Source organism: Neisseria sp. P0021.S006 (assembly GCF_051956895.1).
In genome coordinates, this window is the sequence record NZ_JBQCWZ010000071.1 from 1 (window position 1) to 4,646 (window position 4,646).

The following is a 4,646-nucleotide window of genomic DNA, read 5'->3' on the forward strand; positions in this document are numbered from 1 at the left end:
TGCCAAGTGCCATTATTGTAGAAGACGAAGTATTAGCAGCAGAACGCTTACGTGTATTATTGGAAGAGTGCAATGTCGTACTGCTCAACGTCTTTCACCATGCCATGCCAGCATTGGAGTGGCTGAGCGTCCACGAAGTTGACATCGTCTTTGCCGACATCGGCATGCCGGAAATCGACGGTCTCGAATTTGTCGAACGCATTAAGCGTACCGCCAAGCGCCAGCCGGAAATTGTCTTCACCACAGCCTACGAAGAACACGCCCTGCGCGCATTTGAGCTGGCTGCCGCAGACTATCTGCTCAAACCGATCAAAATGACCCGCCTGCAAACCGCGCTTGACCGCATCATCGAGAAAAACCGCGAAAAAGCAGACAGTTTTACCCATTTCAAAGTGTCCCCCCGCGAACGCATGGTTGAAATTCCATGGCAACAGGCGCGTTACCTGATGGCGGAACACAAAACCGTCTATCTGTTTACTGGCGACGGCCAAAGCTACGAATTACCGAAGACCTTGGTTTACTGGGAAGAATTGCTGGGCGACAAAGTCATCCGCATCCACCGCAATGCCCTCGTCTTCCGCCACACCCTAGACAGTCTGATTCGACTGGACGATGACGAAAACGATGAATCCGCATCCACGTGGAGCGCTAAAATTCTCGATATTCCGACCCCGTTGCCCGTCAGCCGCCGGCAACTCTCCACCCTGCGGAAAATCATTAAAAACAGCATCTAACAATGCGCTCCTTGACTCGTTCTCTTTAAATCAAAGGCCGTCTGAAAAGATACTTTTCAGACGGCCTTTTAACTTATCAGCCAAATGGTAGAAATTTAAAAAAAGAATAGTCCAAATCTGTCGTTTAGCTCTATCCAAGCTTTCAATTTGATCAAAGCTTGTTTTGCCCTCAAACAAGCTTTTCTATCCACCAATCCAACATTTTTGAATTACTACTACTCAACAGAAAAGGCCGTCTGAAAAATTCAGACGGCCTCGATATTCAAGCCTTACAAATTAAAAGAACAATTCACGCCAGCTGATACGTTTGAGTCCGCATGTACGGCCTTCTACTTTTAGGCTGACCAGTTGGTTAGACAAGAGACTGCGATCACCTTTGGTTGCAAAACATTTATTATTTGGCACGCTCGGCGTGGCGTTCAGCTCCTTATCCGTACCCGTGCCACCACTATCGCCATCGGCAGTTACCGGAGAATCGTCGGCTTTACTGGAATTCATATAAGTAAAGTTGATAACGCCATCAAAAGTCATACCGTTGGCGTAATCAATCTGGCCATTATTCTCGCGCCTGATAAACTTACGATCCTTACTGGAGATACGAGCATCACGCAAGCCCAAACGGCCGCCGTTTTCGGCATTTACGCCCAGAATAATCGTTTTCGCTGTCGTTTGTGTGGACGTGCTGTCCGGCAAACAAACATCGGTACTGGAAGAATCAGTATGAATTGTTTTGCTTTCATACTTACGAATGGTCAGAACAGCTGTACGCAAAATCATCGTCGGTTTGACAGTCACACGTTCATTCGGACCTAAAGTCAGACTCCAGCCTTTTTTGCCTTCACCAACCTTATTGTTGCTGACATAAATATGTTCGCCGTCACTTTCTCTGGTTTGCTGCTCCAACTCACTGCTGTTTGCCAAAACCGCTTTTTTAGATTCATCAGTAGACACATCGTCGTAAATACCATAAACGGCATTGATTTGTCCGTTGGTACCTTCTAGTTCATTCTGATAAATCTCGCTACCCGTACCAAAAATGACGACATACTTGTCTTTACCACGACGTGATACCGCAGGCGCAGACGTAATCGGTTGATTACCCGAACCTTGGAAAATCATTTGCGCCGACCATTCAGACGGGGTTTTACCTCTCAAGTCGAAGCGGAACATATTGCCATAACGGTCGCCTGCATAGGCAATATCGACAATACCGTCAAAATCGGTGTCTACCAAAGTGGGGGTGGAGAGGCCACCTTTGCCATTCGGTGCAGGAATTTTAGCCAAGAGATTACCGGCACTAGAAACATTTTTGCCGGTATCTTGCGTACCAGCTTCTTTACCTGTCATATCATAGACATATAAAGCCGTTTCATTGTCGACACTGTTCACATCTTCAGTACGATAGCCGCTGGCCAAGAAACCCGCATAGCGCACATCAGATTTCAAATTGACCGGAGTGGTATCGCGCTTGATGGAAACACGGCCGATTTGTGTCGAACCAATGGTATAACCCAGCTTATTGTCAGAGCCTTTTTTTGTTTCAAACAAAGGCACAGTCGTATTCCAACTACTACGATCACTGTTAGCTACCGCATCAATATTCAACGCATATGCACCGCGTCCGCCCTGACCCATTGCACCAAACATAAAGGTTTGTTTATCAGGTGTTTGACGGAGAACAAAGCCACCATTGACCATATAGCGGTGTGGCGTGCTGGAGCCATAGCCCTCACGAGCAATATCCTTCAGGACTTTGCCCAAAGTTGTTGCTTGACCTTTCTCGTCCTCACGTTCCATACCTGCCGGAATATAGCTGAGTTTCAAGTCATAAGGATTGCTAGGCGTACCATTACGGAAAATATGTACCATACCGTCATTGGCAGCGGCAACCAAAAACTCTTGACGGTTGTCGCGCTTATTGCCAATAGCCGCAACCGAACCGTCTAAAATATCGCCCAAATTACGTTCATCTTTATTTGGATCATTAGGGTCAGTCGGACGGATACGATAAGACTGACTATAACCTTTTGCCTCTGCATCCGCTTTGATGGCTTCATCACTACCTGCTCGGCCAGTCCATTTCAACAATGCATTTTTCCATTCCAACTTCAACTCATCTTTCGCACTGCCGTCTGAAATGCCAAAATCGGCGTTTGAAGCCTCATTATCTGCAACTCTATCGATGAAATAGGTCTTACTGCCATCATTAACCAAAGTAAGACGGTTATTAAATGATGGCTGAACAAACTCAGTCGTATTAATAGGCGTACCATTGCGGTTTAATTTATAAAACCGCAACTGACTGCTCCAAGAGCCGGTATTTAAATGAACCGTTGCCGCCATATTGGGAATACCTGTACTGGTCGTCACCGGCGCAGTTGAAGCTGCCCCTTCAAATTTCATTATTTTGCTGTCAGTTTCAATATTGTCGATAATGGTTTTAAAGGCCTCAAGCAACTTTTCAGGTTTTGAGGCATTGAAATACCATTCCGGGCGACTGGCACCCTTTTCCAGATAATCTCTCCCGACTTTAGAGATTCCCTCACCAAAGCCCACGGTAAAAGTCTGAACCAATTGCTTGCTATAATCTACGCCCTTAGGATCGCTTGGATCACCATCCCAGCTCTTGCCTGCAGCATCTCGACGATCCTCTGGCTTAATCGCAGCATCTAGACGATTTTCTGACTTAATCGCAGGTTTAATATCTTTTTCTGCCAAAGTCTGGCTAAAGAAACGCATACCGCGTTTTTCATCCTCATAGTTCCTATCCCAATAAGGAACAATAATTTCGCCAATGCCTTTGACTTCTCGTTTACCATCTTTTTCACCTAAAAGCACCCAATCCCCTGAATCATCATCTTTTGCATAATCAGTATATTGGCATTGAAACTTTTTCTTCCCTTCAGGAGTATCCAATCTCGGATCATAATTTGGCAGATCAAAATATACTTCACCTTTAAGGCCGATTCCTGAAAATTCCTTACCTTGCCCATGTTTATTTTCATAAGCTTTTACTTCAGACGGCCCAAAATATTCATAGACCTCATCCGAGCTACGATCAATAGCACGGTAATAGTTTGAATAATAATATTTTCGGTCATAATTGAAGTTAGTATTGGGAGATTTACGTGGGTCTTCTCCAGAGGCCTGATTGCTACAACTCATATTGGCATCGCCATCAGAAACCACGACAACATAGGATTTTTGACAACGGTATTTAATATTTGGAATAACGAAATTTTTGACAACTTCATAATAACGGCGCGTTGTCGGCGTAGCTTGGTAAGCCAACATCTCGTCTACCTTTTTCCTGACATATTCCCAGTTTCGACCGGCAGAACCATCCGTAAAGCCATCAGAATCCTTCATATCGCCTTTGTCATCGTCGGGGCTAGACAATTCTGCATATGCGTAAAGAGCATTATCCTTTTTCCTTTTTTCCTCATCCCATTTCCAATACCGAGGATTATTATGTAAAGTCTGCAAGCCCCAGTTAAACTGATCTTTATACCGCTCCAAAATCTTCTTTAATGCCGATTTTGCAATATTGATTTTTCTATTCTTATCATCTACATGATATTCACCCTTAGCATCAGCCAACATACTGCCCGAGTCATCAATCAAAAACATAATATTGTGTTTGACTCTGGGCTGGCCAATAGGCTCGTTTACGTTTTTCAGGTAAAACGGAATTTCGGCAAAACCATTCTTTTCTTTAGATTGCTGGGGATTTGCCTGAACGGAAAAGCTAATGAGGGCTAAAGCGGAAGCGATGCTTGCATGAATGAGGCGATGGCGGCCTGATGGAGCGTTTTGCATAATGTGTTCTTTTTTCATCGGATAATCTCAGTTAAAAATGACGTTGTTTTTATTTTTTATGGGGCTACGATTTTAGCATAAACAGCCTGTTTC

The 4,646-nt window shown here is 44.6% G+C and carries 2 protein-coding genes; one reads left to right on the forward strand and one right to left on the reverse strand.

Annotation, left to right across the window (positions count from 1 at the left end):
• Positions 1 to 734, forward strand: a 734-nt coding sequence (locus ACTHUM_RS10490) for a LytR/AlgR family response regulator transcription factor (RefSeq protein WP_440402853.1), incomplete at its 5' end; no start/stop codon positions are given.
• Positions 735 to 1,010: 276 nt separating this feature from the next.
• Here ACTHUM_RS10490 and pilC read toward each other — a convergent pair.
• Positions 1,011 to 4,553, reverse strand: a complete 3,543-nt coding sequence (gene pilC, locus ACTHUM_RS10495) for a PilC family type IV pilus tip adhesin (RefSeq protein ID WP_440402854.1) — start codon at positions 4,551 to 4,553, stop codon at positions 1,011 to 1,013.
• Between the last annotated feature and the right edge of the window lie 93 nt (positions 4,554 to 4,646).

Coding starts and splice junctions, on each gene's coding strand:
- pilC (WP_440402854.1), bottom strand. CDS start 4,553: ATGCAAAACGCTCCATCAGGCCGCCATCGCCTCATTCATGCAAGCATC.